The sequence below is a fragment of the Agromyces sp. NPDC058126 genome (assembly GCF_042884595.1).
Classification (GTDB): Bacteria; Actinomycetota; Actinomycetes; order Actinomycetales; family Microbacteriaceae; genus Agromyces.
Map to the genome: position 1 here is coordinate 401,600 of NZ_JBHVTS010000003.1, position 21,391 is coordinate 422,990.

The following is a 21,391-nucleotide window of genomic DNA, read 5'->3' on the forward strand; positions in this document are numbered from 1 at the left end:
CCCCTCGCCGTATTACGTCAGGGCGCCGGGTCGAACCAGGTGCCGATCTCGGCACCGGCGAGGGCGTCGGCGACGAGCGGCGTCGCCGTGATGAGCACGGCGGCTCCGGCATCCGCGGCGATCCGGGCGGCCGAGACCTTGGTCTCAGCTCCCCCGGTGCCGACCCCGGCGCGACCGACCGAGCCGATCTCGACGCCCGCGAGCTCGTCGCCGTGCGGCACGTGGGCGATCCGTTCGGCACCCTCGAGGTGCGGCGGCTTCGTGTACAGCGCGTCGACGTCGGAGAGGAGGACGAGCAGCTCGGCCCCGATGAGCTCCGCGACGAGCGCCGCGAGGCGGTCGTTGTCGCCGAAGCGGATCTCGTGGGTCGCGACGGTGTCGTTCTCGTTCACGATCGGCAGGATACGCAGTGCGAGCAGGCGGTCCATCGCGCGCTGCGCGTTGTGGCGCGGGGTCTCGTTCTCGAGATCGCTCGCCGTGAGGAGCACCTGGCCGGCGATGATGTCGAAGCGGTCGAGCGCGTCCTGATAGCGCACGACGAGCAGGTTCTGCCCGACCGAGGCGGCCGCCTGCTGGGTGGCGAGGTCGGTGGGGCGCGAGTCGAGGCGCAGGTAGGGCATGCCGGTCGCGATCGCGCCGGAAGACACGAGCACGACCTCGGTGCCGCGGGCGTGCGCCGCGGCCAGCGCCTCGACGAGGGGCGCGATCTGGCCGGCGTTCTCACCGCTGATCGACGACGAGCCGACCTTCACGACGATGCGCCGCGCCGTGGCGATGTCGGCGCGCGACCGGACGGTCACCGCTCGCCCTCGTCCGAGCCCGCCTCCGAGTCGGTCTCGACGGCGTCGCCGTCGGCCCAGAGGCCTGCCTCGCGCTCGCGCTCGAGCTCGGCGCGGGCCTCGGCCTTCGCGTCCATGCGCTCGTGGTAGCCGCTCTTGCGCTCCGCGCGGGTCGCGCGACGGTTGTCGTCGAGGCGGGCGTCGGCGCCACGGGGCGCGGTGATGAGCTCGGCCGTCGAGGTGAGCGTCGGCTCCCAGTCGAAGACGACGCCCTGGCCCTTGCCGATGACCACGGTCGAACCGGCGACGGCGCCGGCACGCACGAGCTCGTCCTCGACGCCGAGCTTCGCGAGCCGGTCGGCGAGGAAGCCGACGGCCTCGTCGTTCGCGAAGTCGGTCTGCTGCACCCAGCGCTCGGGCTTCTTGCCGAGCACCCGGTAGAGCGTGCCGTAGCTGCCGCCCTCGGCGCGAACGACGAACTCCACCTCGTCGACGGCCCTGGGTCGGATGACGATGCGCTCGGGCACGGGCTCAGCCGCGGCCGCGACGCGGGCGTCGTCGACGAGCTCGCCGAGGGCGAAGCCGAGCTGACGCAAGCCCTCGTGGCTCACCGTCGAGATCTCGAACACGCGGTAGCCGCGAGCTTCGAGGTCGGGCCGCACGAACTCGGCGAGCTCGCGGGCCTCGGGCACGTCGACCTTGTTCAAGGCGACGATCTGCGGGCGCTCGAGCAGCGGCGTCTGGCCCTCGGGCACCGGATAGGCGCCGAGCTCGGCGAGGATGACGTCGAGGTCGCTGATCGGGTCACGGCCGGGCTCGAGGGTCGCGCAATCGAGGACGTGCAGCAGCGCCGAGCAGCGCTCGACGTGGCGGAGGAACTCGAGGCCGAGCCCCTTGCCCTCGCTCGCACCCTCGATGAGACCGGGCACGTCCGCGACGGTGTAGCGGTGGTCGCCGGCCTGCACGACACCGAGGTTCGGGTGGAGCGTCGTGAACGGGTAGTCGGCGATCTTGGGGCGCGCCGCCGAGAGCGCGGCGATGAGGCTCGACTTGCCCGCGCTCGGGTAGCCGACGAGTGCGACGTCGGCGATGCTCTTCAGCTCGAGCCTGATCTCCCGCTCGTCGCCGTCGGTGCCGAGCAGCGCGAACCCGGGTGCCTTGCGCTTCGTGGTCGCGAGGGAGGCGTTGCCGAGACCGCCGAGACCGCCGGAGGCCGCGACGTAGCGGAGGCCCGGCTCGGCGAGGTCGGCGAGTTCGTTGCCGTCCTCGTCCTTCACGACGGTGCCGACCGGCACCGGGAGTTCGAGCGACTCGCCGACGGCGCCCGAGCGGTTGTCGCCCTGGCCGGGCTGCCCGTTCGCCGAGGAGCGGTGCGGCCGGCCGTGGTACGCGAGGAGGGTGGTGACCTGCGGGTCGGCGACGAGCACGATGTCGCCACCGTGGCCGCCGTTGCCGCCGTCGGGGCCCGCGAGGGGCTTGAACTTCTCACGGCGCACCGAGACGCAACCGTTCCCGCCGTGCCCGGCGCGCAGGAACAGCGTCACCTCGTCGACGAAGCTGACCATTCCGTACCCCTCCCAAGCGATGAAACACGTGAGGGCGAGCCGAAGCCCGCCCTCACGATGACCGTCGGTCGATTATTCGCCGACCGCCACGATGTTGACGACCTTGCGGCCGCCCTTGTTGCCGAACTGCACTGCACCGGCCTCGAGCGCGAAGAGGGTGTCGTCGCCACCGCGACCGACGCCCGCACCCGGGTGGAAGTGGGTGCCGCGCTGGCGGACGAGGATCTCGCCGGCGCTGACGACCTGGCCGCCGAAGCGCTTCACGCCGAGGCGCTGCGCGTTCGAGTCACGACCGTTGCGAGTGGAGCTCGCTCCCTTTTTGTGTGCCATGTCTGATTCTCCTTCGAGGCGCCGCGGGCTACTTGATGCCGGTGATCTTGACGCGCGTGAGCTCCTGACGGTGGCCCTGGCGCTTCTTGTAGCCGGTCTTGTTCTTGAACTTCTGGATCACGATCTTGGGGCCGCGGAGGTCGTTGAGAACCTCGGCCGTGACCGTGACCTTTGCGAGCGACTTGGCGTCGGAGGTGATCTTCTCACCGTCGACGAGGAGCACCGGGATGAGCTGGACGTTGCCGTCCTTGTCAGCCTGGATCCGGTCCATCGTCACGATGGTGCCGACTTCGACCTTCTCCTGCCGACCGCCGGCGCGCACTACTGCGTAAACCACTACTCGTACCTATCTCTGGGGAACCCTGGGGTTCCGACTGTCTGATGGGATTGTCACTGTGCGGTCGCCCCAGCGGGAAGAAGGGTGGTGACTGCCAGAAAACGATGTGCAGAACGAACTGCAAGTTGGCGCTCACCGTGATAAGCGGCGGCACCAACGAACGAGTTTACCGGATGAGTGGAAGGCGGTCAAACGAGCGCGCCCGGCGCGTCGCCGCGCTCCCCCCGCGTACGATCCCGGTATGACCGCACTCATCGACTCGCCGCGACGGTACGGCCGTTGAACCCGGAGCGGAGGCACCCGTGATCCTCATCGACACGCCGCTCTGGCCGAAGCACGGCACGGTGTGGGCGCACCTCGTGAGCGACGCCTCGATCGACGAGCTGCACGCCTTCGCGCGCCGAGCAGAGCTGCCGCCGCGATCGTTCGACCTCGACCACTACGACGTGCCCGTCGAGCGGTACGACGACCTGATCGCGGCCGGCGCGCATCCGGTCGAGCCGCGCGAACTGGTCGTGCGGCTCGCAAGGAGCGGCCTGCGGGTCACGCCGCGCGAGCGGCGCGCCCGCAGGCGCGACGACTCACTCTGAGCGGTCGGATGCCTCGTCGCCCGCCGCGCCGTCGGCACGGGTGATGATCGGCATGGCGCCGCCGGCGCTCAGCGAGGCGGTCGAGACCCGACGGCTGCGGGCCCGGCCCTCACCGGCCTTCTTGGGGGCCGGCAGCGCATCGAGCACCGAGTCGAGCAGCACTTCGGCCTCGGCGGCCTGCACGGGGCGCTTGCGCTCGACGGCCGGTGCCGGCAGCTCGAGGATCGGCGTGGACTCGGCCGCAGGCACGGCCTTCGCCGCGACGACAGGCTCGGGCTCGGGCGTCGCGACGGGTGCCGCCCCACGCTCGTCGGGTGTGGGGCTCGCCTCGGGCGTGCCCTGCTCCTGCGAGACGCGACGGTGCCGGCCGCGGCGGCGGCCGCTCGTCGGCGCCTCGGCCACGGGAGCGGCCTCGGCGGGAGCGGCTTCGGGGCGCCCCTCGTCGGCCTTCGCCTCGGTGTGCGGGATCGTCGAGGCGGCGATCTGCGCCAGGGCGTGCTTCACGTCCTCGGTGATCGCGTGGGTGCCGGTGTGCGGGGCGCTCGCGGCCTGAGGCTGCTGCGCGGGCTGCTGCTGGCCGCCGCCGTTGCCGCCGCCGCGGTTGCGACGACGCTCGGGCTGCTGCTGCGGGGCGCGGTGCTTCATCACCGGTTCGTGGTGCACGATGATGCCGCGACCGGCGCACACCTCGCAGGGCTCGCTGAACGACTCGAGGAGCCCGAGGCCGAGCTTCTTGCGGGTCATCTGCACGAGGCCGAGGGAGGTGACCTCGGCGACCTGGTGCTTGGTGCGGTCTCGCGACAGGCACTCGACGAGCCGGCGCAGCACGAGGTCGCGGTTCGACTCGAGCACCATGTCGATGAAGTCGACGACGATGATGCCGCCGATGTCGCGCAGCCGCAGCTGACGCACGATCTCTTCGGCCGCCTCGAGGTTGTTCTTGGTGACGGTCTCTTCGAGGTTGCCGCCCGAGCCGACGAACTTGCCCGTGTTGACGTCGACGACCGTCATCGCCTCGGTGCGGTCGATGACGAGCGAGCCGCCCGAGGGCAGCCACACCTTGCGGTCGAGCGCCTTCTCGATCTGCTCCGAGATGCGGAACTCGTCGAAGGAGTCGCGCTCACCGGCGTACGCCTCGACGCGCTCGAGCAGGTCGGGTGCGACGGCGCGGAGGTAGCGCTCGATGGTCTGGCGCGCCTCGTCGCCCTCGATGATCATCTTCTGGAAGTCCTCGTTGAAGACGTCGCGGACGATCTTGATGAGCAGGTCGGGCTCGGAGTGCAGGAGCGCGGGGGCCTGGACCTTCTCGAGCGTCTTCGAGATGTCGGCCCACTGCGCGATGAGGCGGTTGACGTCGAGGGTCAGCTGCTCCTCGGTCGCACCCTCGGCGGCGGTGCGCACGATGACGCCCTGGTTCTCGGGCAGCACCTCTTTGAGGATCTTCTTGAGGCGCGCGCGCTCGGTGTCGGGGAGCTTCCGGCTGATGCCGTTCATCGAGCCGTTCGGCACGTACACGAGGTAGCGGCCGGGCAGCGAGATCTGGCTGGTCAGGCGGGCGCCCTTGTGGCCCACCGGGTCCTTCGTGACCTGCACGAGCACGCGGTCGCCGGGCTTCAGCGCGAGCTCGATGCGACGCGGCTGGTTCTTCTCGCCGTTCTCGGCGGCGGCGTCCCAGTCGACCTCGCCCGAGTAGAGCACGGCGTTGCGGCCGCGACCGATGTCGACGAACGCGGCCTCCATCGAAGGCAGCACGTTCTGCACGCGACCGAGGTAGACGTTGCCGATGAGCGAGGCGTCCTGATTGCGCGCCACGTAGTGTTCGACGAGCACGCCGTCCTCGAGCACGCCGATCTGGATCCGGCCGCCCTTCTCGCGGACGACCATCGAACGGTCGACCGACTCGCGACGGGCGAGGAACTCGGCCTCCGTGATGACCGCGCGGCGCCGGCCGGCGTCGCGGCCGTCGCGACGGCGCTGCTTCTTCGCCTCGAGCCGGGTCGAGCCCTTGACCTTCTGCGGCTCGGTGATGAGCTCGACCTCGCGGGGCTTGCGCACCTTCACGACGTTGTTGGCGGGCTCGTCGCCCGACGAGCGGCCCTCCTCGCCGGAACGGCGGCGGGTGCGGCGGCGCACGCTCGACGCCTCGTCGGCCGGTCGCTCTTCGCGCTCGGGGCGGTCGTCGCGCTCGGGCACGACGAACACCGGCGGCGCGTGGAAGATGAGCGAGGTCGTGGTCAGCGCCGCCGGGATCGGCGACACCGCGGGCTCGCTCGGCGCCTCGGCCTCAGCGGCGGTCTCCTCGGGGGTGTCGGGAGCGACAACCGGCTCCGCGGCCTCGACGGATGCCGCCGCCTGGACCTGCGCAGCCGCGTCATCGGCCGGGGCCGCGTCGGCCGCGGGCTCGGCGAGTTCGGGCTCGACGACCGGCGTCACCGCGTCGGCCGCGGGCTGAGCGGCCTTGCCGCGGCCCCTCCGGGAGCCGAACAGGCCACCGCGTCGCTTCGCGCCACCCCTCGAATCGGGTTCGTTCGTGTTCTTCTCGTTGCCTTCCACCATCTCTGGTGCACTCCTACGCCGGTCCCGACGGCCGCGCCGTCGTTCCGTTACTCATCTGGAGCGGTTCCACCGTGTGCGGAACCGCCGAACCTTCACTACTGCGATCGGCGGGTGCCTGGATCGCCACGTCTTGCGGGTGTCTCCCGCCCACTCGGATGCGTCGCATCCTCAAAGCCTTCGTTGGCGCCGTGCCGGGCGCGGCCCGGACGACTCCCTCGATTATCGCATGGTCTCACAGCGCCGTGGGGAACCGGCATGCCATAATCCGAGCATGCCCGACTCCCCTCGCGGATCCCGACCTGTCGCGTCGGCGATCTTCCTCATCATCGCGGGGGCGCTCGGCCTCCTCGCCGCGTTCGAACTCTCGGTCGAGAAGGTCCTCACGCTGATGGACCCGACCCATGTGCCGAACTGCAACGTGGGCGTGCTCGTCGGCTGCAGCACGAACCTGGCATCGTGGCAGGGCGCCGTGTTCGGGTTCCCGAACCCGTTCATCGGCCTCATGGCATGGCCCGTCGTGATCACGATCGGCGTGGCGATCCTCGCCGGCGCGACGTTCTCGCGATGGTTCTGGGCGGCCTTCAACGTCGGCGTCGCGGGCGCGCTCGTGTTCGTCGGCTGGCTCATCTACCAGAGCATCTACGTGCTCGACGTGCTCTGCCCCTGGTGCATGCTCACCTGGGCGGTCACGATCCCGACGTTCTGGGTCGTGACGCTCCACAACCTCCGTGCGGGCAATATTCCGGCCTCGGCACGCGTCCGTCGCCTGGCGGCCGCCTGGTTCACGTGGATCCCGCTCATCACGATCGTCTGCTACGCGATCGTCATCCTCCTGGCGCAGCTGCAGATGAACGCCATCCCCCGCGTCATGGTCGACCTGCAGGGCCTCTTCGGCTGACGCCCGAACGACGACGCCCCGGTCCGAGATCTCGGACCGGGGCGTCGTTCTTTCGAACGGCTCAGGCGAACCAGAGCGCGAGCTCGCGCTCGGCCGACTCGACCGAGTCGGAGCCGTGCACCAGGTTCTGCTGCACCTTGAGGCCCCAGTCGCGACCGAAGTCGCCGCGGATGGTGCCTGGGGCGGCGGTCGTCGGGTCGGTCGTGCCGGCGAGCACGCGGAACCCCTCGATCACGCGGTTGCCGGCGACGCGCATGGCGACGACGGGGCCCGACTGCATGAACTCGACGAGGGGCTCGTAGAACGGCTTGCCCTCGTGCTCGGCGTAGTGCTTCGCGAGGAGCTCGCGGTCGGCCTGCAGGAGGCGGATGTCGACGAGCGAGTACCCCTTCGCCTCGATGCGGCGGAGGATCTCGCCGGTGAGGTTGCGGGCGACCCCGTCGGGCTTCACGATCACGAGGGTCTCTTCGATCGCAGTGGTCATTGCTGTTCCTTTCCTGGCGCGACGACCGCCGCGCGCTCTCGGTCGATTCGGCTGCCGACGACCATGCAGTACCACCACATGCCGCCGAAGAGGGCCCCGACGACGAACATCGCCGGGTTGAGGAAGCCGGACGCGACGATCAGCACCTGCAGCGTCCACCCGAGCACATAGGCCCACTCGAACCGCAGGAGTCCCATCGTCGCGATCAGGCCGAGGATGATGACGCCGCCCGCGGCGAGAGCGACCCACGACGGCAGCGCCTGATCGGCACCGCCCTGCGCGAGCCCCCAGATCACGAGCGCGGCGAGGAAGACGACGATCGTCTCGAAGGCGAGCACGATCGAGGCGAGACTCCGCCTGATCGAGCGCGGCGCGGCCGGCGCGGTCGCGGCGGTCCCGTCGACGGAGGACTCGCCCGAGCCGTCCACCGGGTCTCCGTCGTGCGTCGCGTCGCTCATGCCATGCCCCACTCGCGGTCGTCGGCGATCGCCATGGCCTCGCCGACGAGGACGATCGACCCGGTCACGAGCACGGCGCGCTTCGGTGCCTCGGCGGCCCAGGTGCGCGCCTCCTCGAGGGCGTCGTCGAGCCGCTCGACGACGAGGGTGCGCTTCATGCCGACGCGTTCGGTGACGATCGCCTCGAGTGCGGCGGCAGGCAGCGCGCGCTCCGTGTCGGGGGCGGTGACGAGCATCGGGCCGTCGAGCTCGGCGAGCGTGTCGACGATGCCCGCGGCGTCCTTGTCGTCGACGACGCCGACGACGATCGCGAACTCGTCGAAGTCGAAGAACTCGTCGAGCGCCGTCACGAGCGCACGGGCGCCGTGCGGGTTGTGCGCCGCGTCGACGAGGATCGTCGGCTCGATGCCGATGAGCTGGAGTCGGCCGGGCGACGTCGCCTCGGCGAGCCCCCGCTCGACGACCTCGTCGGCCAGTCGCACCGAGCCGCCGCCGATGAAGGCCTCGACGGCCGCGATCGCGACGGCCGCGTTCTCGGCCTGATGCGCCCCGAACAACGGGAGGAACAGCTCGCGGTACTCCCCCGCGAGCCCGCGGATCGACACGAGCTGCCCGCCGACGGCGACGGTGCGGCTGATGACCGCGAACGCGTCGTCCTCGACCGCGAGGGTCGACTCGGTGAGCAGCGTGGCCTCCTCGAGCACCGCGAGTGCGGCGTCGGGCTGGCGCGCGGTGACGACCGCCGCGGCCGGCTTGATGATGCCCGACTTGGTGCGGGCGATCGCCTCGACGGTCGAACCGAGCCGGGCCTGGTGGTCGAGCGCGATCGGCGTGAACACGGCGACCTGTCCGTCGGCGACGTTGGTCGAGTCCCACTCGCCGCCCATGCCCACCTCGAGCACGACGACGTCGACGGGGGCGTCGGCGAAGCACGCGAACGCGAGCACCGTGAGCACCTCGAAGAAGGTGAGCGGCGATTCGCCGGCCTGTTCGAGTTCGGCGTCGACGATCTGGACGAACGGGAGGATCTCCTCCCAGTTGCGGGCGACCGCCTCGTCGGAGACCGACTCGCCGTCGATCCGGATGCGCTCGGTGAACCGCACGAGGTGCGGGCTCGTGAGCAGTCCCGTGCGCAGGCCGGAGGCACGCAGCAGGCTCTCGATCATGCGGCTCGTCGAGGTCTTGCCGTTCGTGCCCGTCAGGTGGATCACGGGGGCGGCGCGGTGCGGGTCCCCGAGGAGTTCCACGGCGCGCCGGGTCGGCTCGAGACGCGGGCGCGGGGCGCCCTCGCCGACCCGTGCGACGAGCGCGGCGTAGACGGCGTCGGCCGCGTCGGCGGCCTCGGTGGCGTCGTGGTCGTGGGCGTCGCTCATGCGCGCTCCAATCCGATGAGGAGTCGTGAATCGTCGCCGACGGGCTTCGCCTCGTCGGACTCTGCGGCCGCCGCCGAGGCGACGACCTCGAGCGAGGTCGCGAGCGTCTCGCCGGCGATGAGCGCCCGGTGCGTCTCGGCCGCGGCCGCGCCGGCTGCGTCGAGCGCGAGGCTGAGCGAGATGCGGTCGCCGACCTCGAGGCCGGCGGCCTTGCGCGCCTCCTGCACGGCGCGCACGACGTCGCGCGCGAGGCCCTCGGCCTCGAGCTCGGGGGTCGTCGCGGTGTCGAGCAGCACGAAGCCGCCGTCGGCGAGCAGGGCGAGGGCGTTCTCACCGTCGCCCGATCCGCCGGCCTCGAGCACGAGCTCGTACTCGCCCGCCTCGAGGGCGATGCCGCCCGCGACGACCGCGTCGCCGGTCACCGACCAGTCGCCGCTGCGCGCCGCCTGGATCGCCTGCTGCACCTGCTTGCCGAGGCGCGGGCCGGCGGCCCGCGCGTTGACGGTGAGTCGCTTGGTCACGCCGTAGCGCTCGGCGCTGTGCTCGTCGAGTTCGACGAGGTCGACGGACTTGACGTTGAGCTCGTCGCGGAGGATCGCCTCGAACGGGGCGAGCGCCGAGGCATCCGCGCTGACGATCGTGAGCTTCGCGAGCGGGAGGCGCACCCGACGGCCCGACTGCTTGCGGAGCGAGAGCGCCGAGGAGCTGATCTCGCGGACGGCGTCCATCGCGGCGACGAGCGCCGGGTCGGCCGGGAACTCGGCCGCGTCGGGCCAGTCGGTCAGGTGCACGCTGCGCCCGCCGGTGAGCCCGCGCCAGACCTTCTCGCTGACGAGCGGCAGCAGCGGCGCCGCGAGGCGGGTGAGCGTCTCGAGCACGGTGTAGAGGGTGTCGAACGCCTCACGCCCGGAGCCGTCGTCGGCGACGCCGCCCCAGAAGCGGTCGCGCGACCGGCGCACGTACCAGTTCGTGAGCACGTCGCCGAAGTCGCGCAGCTTCTGCGCCGCGAGCGGCGAGTCGAAGTCGTCGAGGTCGACGGTGACGGCCTCGACGAGGTCGCGCAGCTTCGCGAGCAGGTAGCGGTCGAGCACGTCGGTCGACGACGTCGAACGGGATGCCTCGTAGCCGCCCTCCTTCGCCGTGTTGGCGTAGAGCGAGAAGAAGTACCAGGTGCTCCAGAGCGGCAGCATGAGCTGGCGCACGCCCTCGCGGATGCCCTCCTCGGTGACGACGAGGTTGCCGCCGCGCAGCACCGAGCTCGACATGAGGAACCAGCGCATCGCATCGGAGCCGTCGCGGTCGAACACCTCCGACACGTCGGGGTAGTTGCGCAGCGACTTCGACATCTTCTGCCCGTCGCTGCCGAGCACGATGCCGTGGCTCACGACGTTCGAGAAGGCGCGGCGGTCGAAGAGCGCCGTCGAGAGCACGTGCATGACGTAGAACCAGCCGCGCGTCTGCCCGATGTACTCGACGATGAAGTCGGCAGGGTTGTGCGAGTCGAACCACTCGCGGTTCTCGAACGGGTAGTGCACCTGGGCGAAGGGCATCGAGCCGGAGTCGAACCAGACGTCGAAGATGTCGGGGATGCGGCGCATCGTCGAGCGACCCGTCGGGTCGTCGGGGTTCTGCCGCGTGAGGTCGTCGATGTACGGGCGGTGCAGGTCGGGCTCGCCGTTCGGCCCCACCGGCAGGCGGCCGAAGTCGCGCTCGAGCTCCTCGAGCGAGCCGTACACGTCGATGCGGGGGTGCTCGGGGTCGTCGCTCTTCCACACCGGGATCGGCGAGCCCCAGTACCGGTTGCGGCTGATCGACCAGTCGCGGGCGCCCGCGACCCACTTGCCGAACTGGCCGTCCTTCACGTTGTCGGGCACCCAGTTGATGTCCTGGTTGAGCTCGCCCATGCGGCCCTTGAACTCGGGGACCTTGATGAACCAGCTCGACACGGCGCGGTAGATCAGCGGGTTGCGGCAGCGCCAGCAGTGCGGGTACGAGTGCTCGTAGCTCGCCTGGCGCAGCAACCGGCCCTCGGCCTTCAGCAGCTGGGTGAGCGGCTTGTTCGCGTCGCTCCAGAGGAGCCCCGCGACATCCGTGACCGCCGGGAGGAACCGGCCGCCCTCGTCGAGCGAGATGACGACCGGGATGCCGGCGGCCTCGCCGATCTTCTGGTCCTCCTCGCCGTAGGCGGGCGCCTGGTGCACGATGCCGGTGCCGTCCTCGGTGGTGACGTAGTCGGCGACGAGGATGCGCCAGGCGTTCTCGAGCCCGTACGCCTCGACGTCGGCGTAGTAGTCGAAGAGGCGGTCGTAGGTGACGCCGTCGAGCTCGGCGCCGCGAACGGTGCGCGACACGGCGGCGCGCGCCTCGTCGGCGGAGCCGTAGCCGAGCTCCTTGGCGTAGTTGCCGACGAGGTCGACCGCGAGCAGGTACTCGGCGCCGAGCACCTCGGTGTCGACCGCGACGCCCTCGGCGCCCTCGCGGAGCACCGTCGCGTCGGGGGTGCCGTTCGGCCCGCCGGGCACGACCGCGTACTCGATCTCGGGACCCACGGCGAGCGCGAAGTTCGTCGGCAGGGTCCACGGCGTCGTCGTCCACGCGAGCGCGCGCACGGCGGTGAGCCCGAGCGATTCGGCCTTCGCGCCCGTGAGCGGGAAGGTCACCGTGACGGTCTGGTCCTGACGCATCTTGTACACGTCGTCGTCCATGCGCAGCTCGTGGTTCGAGAGCGGCGTCTGGTCGCGCCAGCAGTAGGGCAGCACCCGGTGGCCCTCGTACGCGAGGCCCTTGTCGTAGAGCGTCTTGAACGCCCAGATCACGCTCTCCATGAAGGTGACGTCGAGCGTCTTGTAGTCGTTCTCGAAGTCGACCCAGCGCGCCTGGCGGGTGACGTACTCCTCCCACTCCTTCGTGTAGCGCAGCACCGCGTCGCGTGCGGCCTGGTTGAAGGCCGCGATGCCCATCTCCTCGATCTGGCTCTTGTCGGTGATGCCGAGCTGGCGCTCGGCCTCGAGCTCGGCGGGCAGGCCATGCGTGTCCCAGCCGAACCGGCGGTGCACCTGGTGGCCGCGCATGGTCTGGTAGCGCGGGAACAGGTCCTTCGCGTAGCCGGTGAGGAGGTGCCCGTAGTGCGGCAGGCCGTTGGCGAACGGCGGGCCGTCGTAGAAGACCCACTCGGGGGCGCCCTCGCGCTGGTCGATCGAGGCCTGGAAGGTCTCGTCGTTCAGCCAGAACTCGAGGACCTCGCGCTCGACGGCGGGGAAGTCGGGTGAGGGGGCGACACCGTGGTCGTCTGGGGTACGGGGGTACACGCTCGCTCCTTGTGGGACGGATGCTCTCACGAGGACGCCGGCCGCTCGATCGAGCCTCCGCCGCGGTACCACCTCGCTTGCCCTCCGCGCGGGAGGGCCCCTCATTGCCGGCTGTGACGGGCCGCCCCGTTCGGTTCTAATGACGATCGGATGCCACGTGGCCGCCGAACGCGTTCTGCCGAAGACTCCCCGGTGATGGCCGGATCGATGTCGTTGCCGTCAAGAGTACCGTGTCGGCGCCGGACGGACGACGCCGGCGGGGCTCGGCGCGGAGCGGTACGCCTCGCGGATCAGCTCGAGCAGGGCGGCTTCGGGCAGGCCGTGCCCCTTCGCCTCGTCGACGAGGTCGTGGATCGCTCCGGCGAGCGCGGCATGGCCGCCGATCCGCACGGCGACGACGGCGCCCCGACCGCGGTGCAGCTCGATGAGCTGCTCGTCGCGCAGCCGATGGTAGGCGCGGAGCACCGTGTGGACGTTCACCCCGAGATCGGCGGCGAGCTCTCGGGCCGCGGGCAGCCGCTCGCCGCCCGAGAGGCGCCCGTCGATGATCGAGGCGCGGAGTCCGCCCGCGAGCTGCTCGGCGAGCGGGCTCGGGAGGGTCGGGTCGAGCCTGATCAACATACTGAAACTCTATTGTTCTAGTGGTAATAGAACAACTTGCTTGTCGCGGCCCCGCGCCGGTGTCAGGATGAATCCGGGTCGAGGTCATTCCGCCCGCTCCCCCAGCTCTCCTGCAAGGATTCCGATGCGCACTGCCCCGACCCCCGCCCGCCGATCACGCCCCGTCGGCCTCCTCGCCGTCGCGCTCGCGGGCGGCGTCCTGCTCTCCGGCTGCCAGGCCGGCGAGGCGCCCGTCTCGGAGGACCCCGTCGCGGGCGGCACGCTGCGCTACGCGAGCGGCGACGCCGAGCCGACCTGCCTCGACCCCCACGTCGGCGGCAACTACCCGCAGGCGCTGCTCGCGAGTCAGTTCCTCGAGTCGCTCGTCTCCCGCGACGAGTCGGGCGAGATCATCCCGTGGCTCGCCGAATCGTGGGAGCCCTCGGCCGACGGGCTCAGCTGGGACTTCACCCTCCGCGACGACGTCGAGTTCACCGACGGCACCCCGTTCGACGCCGAGGCGGTCAAGGTGAACATGGAGCACCTGAAGGACCCGGCGACGCAGTCGTCGACCGGCTACCTCGCCCTCGGTAAGGTCGACCGCGTCGAGGTCGTCGCACCCGATGTCGCGCGCTTCGTGCTCACGGCTCCCGACAGCGCCCTGCTCGAGTCGCTCTCGCAGCCCTGGCTCGCGATCGAGTCGCCCGAGGGGCTCGCCCGCGGCATGGAGGAGAACTGCGAGGCGCCGATCGGCACCGGCGCGTTCATCGTCGACGGCTGGGTCAAGCAGGAGCGCGTCTCGCTCGTGCGCAACGACGAGTACGTCTCGCCGCCCGCCGACGCCGCGCACGAGGGCCCCGCGTACCTCGAGGCGATCGACTGGCGCTTCGTGCCCGACGCCGCCTCGCGCTACGCCGCGCTGCAGGGCGGCCAGGTCGACGTCATCGACAACCCGCAGCCCGACACGATCGCCGCCGCCGACGAGAGCGGCGCGTTCACCTGGATCGACGCACCGCGCCCCGGCGCGTCGAACCGCATCGAGCTGAACTCGTCCCAGGCGCCCTTCGACGACGAGCGCGTGCGCGAAGCCTTCATCGCCGCGGTCGACGTCAACGACGGCATCGACGCGCTCTACTTCGGCACCGCCGGCCGCTCGTACTCGGCGCTCTCCTCGGTCGAGGCGCTCGCCTACTCCGAGCCCGAGCTCTTCACGACCGACCTCGACCGCGCGAACGCCCTCCTCGACGAGGCCGGCTGGACCGAGCGCGACGATGACGGCACGCGCATGAAGGACGGCGCGAGCCTCGTGCTGCGGTTCCCCGTGAGCACGAACCAGTCGGTGCCGGCCGAGCAGTCGCTCTTCGAGCAGGTGCAGGCGACCGCCAAGGAGGCGGGCTTCGACGTGCAGATCTCACTGCTCGACCTCTCGAGCTGGTACGGCGCGCTGTTCGCCCACGAGTACGAGATCGTGAGCGCCCCCTACACGAAGGTCGGACCCGACGTGCTGCGGATCCTCTACCACTCCGACAGCATCACGCCGGCGCCGAGCGGCTACTTCGCGAACCTGGCCCAGGTCGACGACCCCGAGATCGACGCGCTGCTCAGCGGTGCCGCTTCGACGAGCGACCCGGCGGAGCGCGCGGCGCAGTACGAGGAGGCCCAGCGCCTCATCCTCGGCGGGCACTACCTGCTGCCGCTCTATGACCAGCAGAACAGCTTCCTGCTGAGCCCGGAGGTGCAGGGTGCGCGTGCGCTCCCGACCGTCTCGACGCCGAGCTTCTCCGACGCTTGGCTCGCCGAGTGAGGCCGCGCCCGTGACCGGCCGCTCGGCCGGCACGGGCGTTCTGGCGCCCCGAGGGGCGCGACGCGGTCGAACCGTGCGGCACCTCGCGCTGCTCCTCGGCGGCGCGGTGTTCGTGCTCTGGGCAGTGGCGACGCTCACCTTCTTCGCGATCCGCCTCATCCCGGGCGACCCGGCGCAGGCGATCCTCGGCGGCCCGGGCTCCCAGGCCTCCCAGGAGGCCCTCGATCAGGTGCGCAGCGACTACGGACTCGACCAGCCGCTCATCGTGCAGTACTTCGCGATGCTCGGACGACTGCTCACGGGCGACCTCGGCACCTCGTACAGCCTGAAGGTGCCCGTCGCCGAACTCCTCGGCGCCCAGATCACCGGCACGCTGCTCCTGGCGGTGTGCTCGCTCGCGGCGGCCTGGGTGCTCGCGCTCGGCCTGTCGCTCTGGTCGACCGGTCGCGGCCGGATCGCCTCAGCCCTCGGACAGGGCATCGAGCTCGTGGCCGCCGCCCTCCCCCACTTCTGGCTCGCCGCGGTGCTCATCGCCGTGTTCAGCACCGGGCTCGGCTGGTTCCCGCCCGTCGCGACCGGCACGCCCGCGGGCCTCGTGCTGCCCGTGACGACGCTCGCGATCCCGCTGGCGGGCTTTCTGGCCCAGGTCATGCGCGAGAGCCTCATCGACGCGATGCGCCAGCCCTTCGTCGTCTCGGCGCGCGCCCGCGGCGAGAGCGCCCTCGGCATCCGGTTCCGCCACACCATCCGCCACGCGGCGCTGCCCGGCATCAGCCTCTCGGGATGGGCGCTGGGGTGGCTCCTCTCGGGCGCGGTCGTCGTCGAGACGATCTTCGCGATGCCCGGGCTCGGGCGCACGCTGCTGCAGGCCGTCACCCTCAGGGACATCCCCGTCGTCACCGGCGTCGTGCTGCTCGTGGCGTTCGTCTACGTCCTCATGACCGTGCTCACCGATCTCGTCGCCCGCATCGCCGACCCGCGCCTCGCGCAGGAGGGCGACCGATGAGCGAGCTCGAACTCCGCCAGACCGCGGTCGACGCCGAGGCGTTCCACGACCGCGAGGCCCCCCGTCGGGCACGCCCGCGAGTCGGCACGGTCGTCGCCGGCGCATTCGTCGTCCTGCTGCTCGCCGCCACGGCGTTCCCCGACCTCGTGGCCACGCAGGACCCGAACGCGATCTCGGCGGCCGATGCCTTCCAGCCGCCGTCGACCGCGCACTGGTTCGGCACCGACGAATCGGGCCGCGACATCTACAGCCGCGTCGTCGCCGGCACCGGGACCTCGCTCCTCATCGGCGTCACGGCGACCGCCATCGGCCTGGCGCTCGGCCTGCTGCTCGGCGTGCTCGCGAGCTTCGGCGGACGGGTCGTCGACTTCGGCGTCGGCCGGCTCGTCGAGGTGCTGTTCGCCTTCCCCGGCCTCCTGCTCGCGCTCCTCGTCATCGTGGTGGCCGGTCCGGGTCCGGTCACCGCGACCATCGCCGTCGGCCTCTCGACCGCGCCGGGCTATGCGCGCATCATCCGCGGGCAGCTCGTCTCGATCCGCTCCTCCCAGTACGTCGAGGCAGCGCGCGTGCTCGGGCGCCCGCCACGTCGCATCCTCACCGCCCACCTGCTGCCGAACGCGCTGCTGCCGCTCGTCGTGCTCGCGACGCTCGGCATCGGCCAGGCGATCGTCTGGGCGGCGGCGCTCAGCTACCTGGGTCTCGGCGCCCAGCCGCCGGCCGCCGAGTGGGGCGCGATGCTCTCCGCCGGTCGCACCTACCTCCAGACGGCGTGGTGGATGACGGTGTTCCCCGGCCTCGCGATCGTCGGCACGACCATCGCGACGACGGTGCTCGGTCGTGCGCTCGCCCGACGGGAACGGGGCGCACGATGACGGCGATCGGCACGGAACCGGTGCTCGAGCTCGAGGAGCTGCGGGTCGCCTTCGGCCGCGACGAGGTCGTGCGCGGGGTCTCCCTCGCGATCGCGCCGGGCGAGTGCGTGGCGATCGTCGGCGAGTCCGGCTCGGGCAAGTCGGTCACCGCACGGAGCCTGCTCGGCATGGCGGGCGAGGGCGCGCGCGTGGAGGCGCAGACCCTGCGGCTCGCCGGGCGCGACCTCCGCGGCGCCACTGAACGCGAGTGGCGCGGCGTGCGCGGCCGGCAGGCCGGGCTCGTCCTGCAGGACGCGCTCGTCGCGCTCGATCCGCTGCGCCCCATCGGTCGCGAGATCGGCGATGCGCTGCGCATCCACGAACGGATGCCGCGTGCCGATCGCCGCACGCGCACCCTCGAGGTCCTCGCCGACGTCGGCATGCCCGATCCGGCCGCAGCTGTGCGCCGCAGATCCGGCGAGCTCTCGGGAGGGCTCCGGCAGCGCGCGCTCATCGCCTCGGCGCTCGCCCTCGACCCACCCCTCCTCATCGCCGACGAACCGACCACCGCACTCGACGCGACGGTGCAGGCCCGGGTGCTCGACCTCCTCGGCGAGGTCCGCGGTCGCGGCACCGCCCTGCTGCTCATCAGCCACGACCTCGCCGTCGTCGCACGTCTCGCCGATCGCGTGCTCGTCATGCGCGAGGGGCGGGTCGTCGAGCAGGGCACGGTCGACGAGGTGCTCGGGGCGCCGCGCGAGCCGTACACGCGCGCCCTCATCGCCGCGGTGCCCGCCGAGGTGCCGCGCGGTACCGCGCTGAGCCGGCCCGAGGGGGCGGCCGAGACCCCGGGCGCCGTTGCTGCGGTCGCAGGCACCGCGCGAACCGAGGCCCGGGCAGACTCGCCCGGATCCGCGCCGCTCCTCGCGCTCGACGGCGTCGCGAAGACCTTCCCCGTGCGCGGCGGCGGTCGCTTCACCGCCGTCGACGACGTCTCGCTCGACGTGCGTCGCGGCGAGACGGTCGGCCTCGTCGGCGAGTCGGGGTCGGGCAAGACGACGCTCGCCCGGCTCGCGCTCGCCCTGACCCCGCCCGACCGCGGGGTCGTCACCCTCGACGGCGAACCCTGGTCGGTGCTCGACGAGCGAGCCCGCCGTCCGCGGCGCGCGCGCATCGGCGCGATCTACCAGGACGCCCTGAGCTCCTTCGACCCCCGCTGGACCGTCGGACGGATCCTGGCGGATGCGGTCGGCGGCGGCCCGGCGGCTGATGCCGGGTCGGAGCATCCGAGCCGTGCAACCGTCTCGCGCCGCGTCGCCGAGCTGCTCGACCGGGTCGGCCTCGCCGGCACCGTCGCTGGCCGCGAGCCGCTCACCCTGTCGGGCGGGCAGCGGCAGCGCGTGGCGATCGCGCGCGCCCTCGCCGCCGCCCCCGAGATCCTCGTCTGCGACGAACCCGTCTCGGCGCTCGACGTCACGATCCAGGCGCAGATCCTCGATCTCCTCGACGAGCTGCAGCGCGAGCGCGGCCTCGCCATGCTCTTCATCTCGCACGACCTCGGCGTCGTCCGGCACATGGCCGACCGGGTCGCCGTCATGCAGGCGGGCCGACTCGTCGAGACCGGGAGCGCCGAACAGGTGTTCGCCGCGCCCGGGCATCCGTACACCGCGAGACTCGTCGCGGATGCGCCGCGACTCGTGCGCTGACCCGGTGCGCCGCGCCGCCCGGGCGACCCCGACCCGCGCGCTCGCCGCGACGCGCACCCGGCCGCGCGGGCGATTCACGGTCGCGCTCCGCTAGGCTTGAGCGTCACATTCAGGCACCTCATCATGGACTCGGTGCCGCAGATATCGAACCGGAGCATCATGACCGACACCGCGCGCATCCCCGACAAGCCCGCTCTCGAAGGCCTCGAATCGGTCTGGGGAGGCGCATGGGAGCGTGAGGGCACCTACCGGTTCGATCGCGAGTCGGCCACGCGCGAGTGCCTCTACTCGATCGACACCCCGCCGCCCACGGCGTCGGGCTCGCTCCACATCGGCCACGTGTTCTCGTACACGCACACCGACGTCGTCGCGCGCTTCCAGCGCATGCGCGGCAAGCACGTCTTCTACCCGATGGGCTGGGACGACAACGGCCTGCCCACCGAGCGCCGCGTGCAGAACTACTACGGCGTGCGCTGCGACCCGACGCTCCCCTACATTGAGGGCTTCGTGCCGCCGTTCGAGGGCGGCGACGGCAAGTCGACGAAGGCCGCCGATCAGGTGCCGATCTCGCGCCGCAACTTCATCGAGCTCTGCGAACGCCTCACCGTCGAGGACGAGCAGCAGTTCGAGGCGCTCTGGCGCATGCTCGGCCTCTCGGTCGACTGGACCCAGAGCTACCGCACCATCGCCGACGAGGCGCTCTTCACCTCGCAGCTCGCCTTCATCCGCAACGTCGAGCGCGGCGAGGCCTACCAGGCGCTCGCGCCGACGCTGTGGGACGTCACCTTCCGCACCGCGGTCGCGCAGGCCGAGCTCGAAGACCGCGACCAGCCGGGCCACTACCACCGCGTCGCCTTCCACAAGGCCGACGGCGGCACGATCGAGATCGAGACGAGCCGCCCCGAGCTCCTGCCCGCGTGCGTCGCCCTCGTCGCCCACCCCGACGACGAGCGCTACCAGCCGCTCTTCGGCACGACGGTGACGACGCCCGTCTTCGGCGTCGAGGTCCCCGTGGTCGCGCACCACCTCGCCCAGAAGGACAAGGGCACCGGCATCGCGATGATCTGCACCTTCGGCGACGTGACCGACGTCGTCTGGTGGCGCGAACTCGACCTGCCGAACCGCGCGATCATCGGCTTCGACGGCCGCGTCATCGCCGAGGCGCCCGAGGCCATCACCTCGGAGGCGGGCCGCGCGGCCTACGCCGAGCTCGCCGGCAAGACGACCTTCTCGGCCAAGCAGGCCGTGGTGCAGCTGCTGCGCGACTCGGGCGAGCTGCTCGCCGACCCGAAGTCGATCACGCACCCGGTGAAGTTCTTCGAGAAGGGCGACAAGCCCCTCGAGATCGTCTCGACCCGCCAGTGGTACATCACGAACGGCGCCCGCGACGAGTCGCTGCGCGAGCGTCTGCTCGCCCACGGCCGCGAGATGGACTGGCACCCCGACTTCATGCGGGTGCGCTACGAGAACTGGGTCGGCGGCCTCTCGGGCGACTGGCTGGTCTCGCGCCAGCGGTTCTTCGGCGTGCCGATCCCCGTGTGGTACCCGCTCGACGCGCAGGGCGACCCCGTGTTCGACCAGCCGATCGTCGCCACGCAGGACCTGCTGCCCGTCGACCCGTCGTCGGCACCCGCACCCGGCTTCGACGAGTCGCAGCGCGGCCAGGCCGGCGGCTTCATCGGCGAGCACGACGTCATGGACACCTGGGCCACCTCCTCGCTGACCCCGCAGCTCGCCGGCGGCTGGGAGCGCGACCCCGAGCTCTGGGATCTCGTGTTCCCCTACTCGCTGCGCCCGCAGGGCCAGGACATCATCCGCACCTGGCTCTTCTCGACGACGCTGCGCGCCGAGCTCGAGCACGGCGTCGCGCCGTGGTCGAACGCCGCGATCTCGGGCTTCATCGTCGACCCCGACCGCAAGAAGATGTCGAAGTCGAAGGGCAACGTGGTGACGCCGTCGGGCCTGCTCGAGCAGCACGGCTCCGATGCCGTGCGCTACTGGGCGGCCTCCTCGCGCCTCGGCACCGACGCCGCCTTCGACCCGCAGAACCCGACGCAGGTGAAGATCGGCCGTCGTCTCGCGATCAAGGTCCTCAACGCCGCGAAGTTCATCCTCGGTTTCGACGGTTCCGCCGACGCTCCCGTCACCATGCCGGTCGACCGCAGCATGCTCGCCGAGCTCGCGACGGTCGTCGAGCGGGCGACGCGCGCACTCGAGGGCTATGACCACGCGCGGGCGCTCGAGCTCTCCGAGACCTTCTTCTGGACGTTCTGCGACGACTACCTCGAGCTCGTGAAGGAGCGCGCCTACGGCGAGCCGAGCCCCGAGCAGGCCTCGGCGGTCGCCGCGCTGAAGACGGCGCTCGGCGTCATGCTGCGATTGTTCGCACCGGTGATCCCGTTCGCGACCGAAGAGGCGTGGCGCTGGTCGCACGAGGGTTCGGTCCACCGCGCCGCCTGGCCGACCACCGACGAGCTCGCCGCGCGCGGCGACGCCGGCGGCGAACTGCTCGAGCTCGCGAGCCTCGCACTCACCGGCATCCGCCGGGCCAAGACCGATGCGAAGGCCTCGCAGAAGACCCCGGTCGCGCAGGCGACGATCCACGCCCCTGCGGCGACGATCGCCCTGCTCGAGTCCGTGGCATCCGACCTGCGCGCGGTGGGGCGCATCACTGAACTCGTCTTCGCCGAGGCGGAGGAGTTCGCAGTCAGCGACGTCGTCTTCGAGGCGCCGTCGGAATAGGGGG

17 protein-coding genes are annotated in these 21,391 nt (G+C 71.5%); 7 read left to right on the forward strand and 10 right to left on the reverse strand.

What is annotated here, in order from left to right:
* Positions 1-17 precede the first annotated feature (17 nt).
* The 4 genes from proB to rplU form a co-directional block, all read right to left on the reverse strand.
* Positions 18-800 (reverse strand): glutamate 5-kinase, encoded by a 783-nt coding sequence (gene proB / locus ACFVTR_RS10970; protein WP_387037240.1) that lies wholly within the window; start codon positions 798-800, stop codon positions 18-20.
* Positions 797-2,344, reverse strand: coding sequence for a GTPase ObgE (gene obgE, locus ACFVTR_RS10975; RefSeq protein WP_387037242.1), 1,548 nt, complete (start codon positions 2,342-2,344; stop codon positions 797-799). The genes proB and obgE overlap by 4 nt, the downstream gene beginning before the upstream one ends.
* 72 nt (positions 2,345-2,416) lie before the next feature.
* Entirely contained in the window at positions 2,417-2,674 is a 258-nt protein-coding gene (gene rpmA / locus ACFVTR_RS10980) for a 50S ribosomal protein L27 (RefSeq protein ID WP_022888079.1), read from the reverse strand.
* 28 nt (positions 2,675-2,702) lie between these two features.
* A complete protein-coding gene (rplU, locus tag ACFVTR_RS10985; protein WP_157424218.1) occupies positions 2,703-3,011 on the reverse strand; it encodes a 50S ribosomal protein L21 in 309 nt (102 codons plus the stop codon).
* A gap of 302 nt (positions 3,012-3,313) precedes the next feature.
* Here rplU and ACFVTR_RS10990 point away from each other — a divergent pair, with 302 nt between their 5' ends.
* A complete protein-coding gene (locus ACFVTR_RS10990; protein ID WP_387037243.1) occupies positions 3,314-3,601 on the forward strand; it encodes a DUF4031 domain-containing protein in 288 nt (95 codons plus the stop codon).
* On the opposite strand, the gene ACFVTR_RS10995 is transcribed toward ACFVTR_RS10990, so the two are convergent.
* Complete coding sequence (locus ACFVTR_RS10995) at positions 3,593-6,157, reverse strand: Rne/Rng family ribonuclease (RefSeq protein ID WP_387037246.1); 2,565 nt, start codon at positions 6,155-6,157, stop codon at positions 3,593-3,595. The genes ACFVTR_RS10990 and ACFVTR_RS10995 overlap by 9 nt on opposite strands.
* Before the next feature lie 271 nt (positions 6,158-6,428).
* Here ACFVTR_RS10995 and ACFVTR_RS11000 point away from each other — a divergent pair, with 271 nt between their 5' ends.
* Positions 6,429-7,055, forward strand: a complete 627-nt coding sequence (locus ACFVTR_RS11000; RefSeq protein WP_387037248.1) for a vitamin K epoxide reductase family protein — start codon at positions 6,429-6,431, stop codon at positions 7,053-7,055.
* A 61-nt stretch (positions 7,056-7,116) separates the two neighbouring features.
* On the opposite strand, the gene ndk is transcribed toward ACFVTR_RS11000, so the two are convergent.
* From ndk to ACFVTR_RS11025, 5 genes are all read right to left on the reverse strand, one after another.
* On the reverse strand, positions 7,117-7,539 hold the full coding sequence (gene ndk, locus ACFVTR_RS11005) for a nucleoside-diphosphate kinase (RefSeq protein ID WP_387037250.1): 423 nt from the start codon (positions 7,537-7,539) through the stop codon (positions 7,117-7,119).
* A complete protein-coding gene (locus ACFVTR_RS11010) occupies positions 7,536-7,997 on the reverse strand; it encodes a DUF4233 domain-containing protein (RefSeq protein ID WP_387037252.1) in 462 nt (153 codons plus the stop codon). The genes ndk and ACFVTR_RS11010 overlap by 4 nt, the downstream gene beginning before the upstream one ends.
* Positions 7,994-9,370, reverse strand: a complete 1,377-nt coding sequence (locus tag ACFVTR_RS11015) for a bifunctional folylpolyglutamate synthase/dihydrofolate synthase (RefSeq protein ID WP_387037254.1) — start codon at positions 9,368-9,370, stop codon at positions 7,994-7,996. Before ACFVTR_RS11015 ends, ACFVTR_RS11010 begins: the two co-directional genes overlap by 4 nt.
* Positions 9,367-12,678, reverse strand: a complete 3,312-nt coding sequence (ileS, locus tag ACFVTR_RS11020; protein WP_387037256.1) for an isoleucine--tRNA ligase — start codon at positions 12,676-12,678, stop codon at positions 9,367-9,369. Before ileS ends, ACFVTR_RS11015 begins: the two co-directional genes overlap by 4 nt.
* A gap of 219 nt (positions 12,679-12,897) precedes the next feature.
* The gene (locus ACFVTR_RS11025; protein WP_376945326.1) at positions 12,898-13,299 is read right to left on the reverse strand and encodes a GntR family transcriptional regulator; all 402 of its coding nucleotides are present in this window, start codon (positions 13,297-13,299) and stop codon (positions 12,898-12,900) included.
* 124 nt (positions 13,300-13,423) lie between these two features.
* On the opposite strand from ACFVTR_RS11025, the gene ACFVTR_RS11030 reads away from it, so the two are divergent.
* The 5 genes from ACFVTR_RS11030 to valS all read left to right on the forward strand — a co-directional run bounded on the left by ACFVTR_RS11030 (position 13,424) and on the right by valS (position 21,387).
* Positions 13,424-15,082, forward strand: coding sequence for an ABC transporter substrate-binding protein (locus tag ACFVTR_RS11030; protein WP_387037258.1), 1,659 nt, complete (start codon positions 13,424-13,426; stop codon positions 15,080-15,082).
* A gap of 73 nt (positions 15,083-15,155) precedes the next feature.
* Positions 15,156-16,088, forward strand: a complete 933-nt coding sequence (locus ACFVTR_RS11035; RefSeq protein ID WP_387037260.1) for an ABC transporter permease — start codon at positions 15,156-15,158, stop codon at positions 16,086-16,088.
* Positions 16,085-16,960 carry an ABC transporter permease gene (locus tag ACFVTR_RS11040; RefSeq protein WP_387037262.1) on the forward strand — a complete coding sequence of 292 codons (876 nt, stop codon included), beginning with the start codon at positions 16,085-16,087 and terminating at the stop codon, positions 16,958-16,960. The genes ACFVTR_RS11035 and ACFVTR_RS11040 overlap by 4 nt, the downstream gene beginning before the upstream one ends.
* Entirely contained in the window at positions 16,957-18,645 is a 1,689-nt protein-coding gene (locus ACFVTR_RS11045; protein ID WP_387037263.1) for a dipeptide ABC transporter ATP-binding protein, read from the forward strand. Before ACFVTR_RS11040 ends, ACFVTR_RS11045 begins: the two co-directional genes overlap by 4 nt.
* A 159-nt stretch (positions 18,646-18,804) precedes the next feature.
* Positions 18,805-21,387: a valine--tRNA ligase gene (gene valS, locus ACFVTR_RS11050; protein WP_387037265.1), complete on the forward strand. Its 2,583-nt coding sequence runs from the start codon at positions 18,805-18,807 to the stop codon at positions 21,385-21,387.
* Positions 21,388-21,391: the final 4 nt, after the last annotated feature.